We start from the raw sequence: 251 nt of genomic DNA on the forward strand, positions 1-251 counted from the left end.
TCATATTCATCTTCAAACATTCTTCCCGCCAGTTCATGAGTTTTTAATTGATGCCATTCTGGTTCGATTTCATTTAATTCAGGGCTATAAGCAGACAGGAAAAAAAATTCTAATTTTTTGTCTTGCCACTCCCTTTCTTTTTCTTGTATTTTTTGACTTTTATGGACGCTATAGTTGTCTTGAATCAGTACGGTAATTTGTCGAGTATTTTGAAAATGCTTTTCAGCTTTTTCCGCTTGCCAATCTATAAA

Annotated in this window: 1 protein-coding gene; it reads right to left on the reverse strand. The window is 33.5% G+C overall.

Features of this window, described 5'->3' with window-relative positions; all coding sequences use genetic code 11:
• On the reverse strand, nt 1-251 hold a 251-nt coding region (locus tag PL9631_RS25715; protein ID WP_197046528.1), incomplete at both ends, for a transposase.

This window comes from Planktothrix paucivesiculata PCC 9631, from assembly GCF_900009265.2.
GTDB classification, from domain to species: Bacteria; Cyanobacteriota; Cyanobacteriia; order Cyanobacteriales; family Microcoleaceae; genus Planktothrix; species Planktothrix paucivesiculata.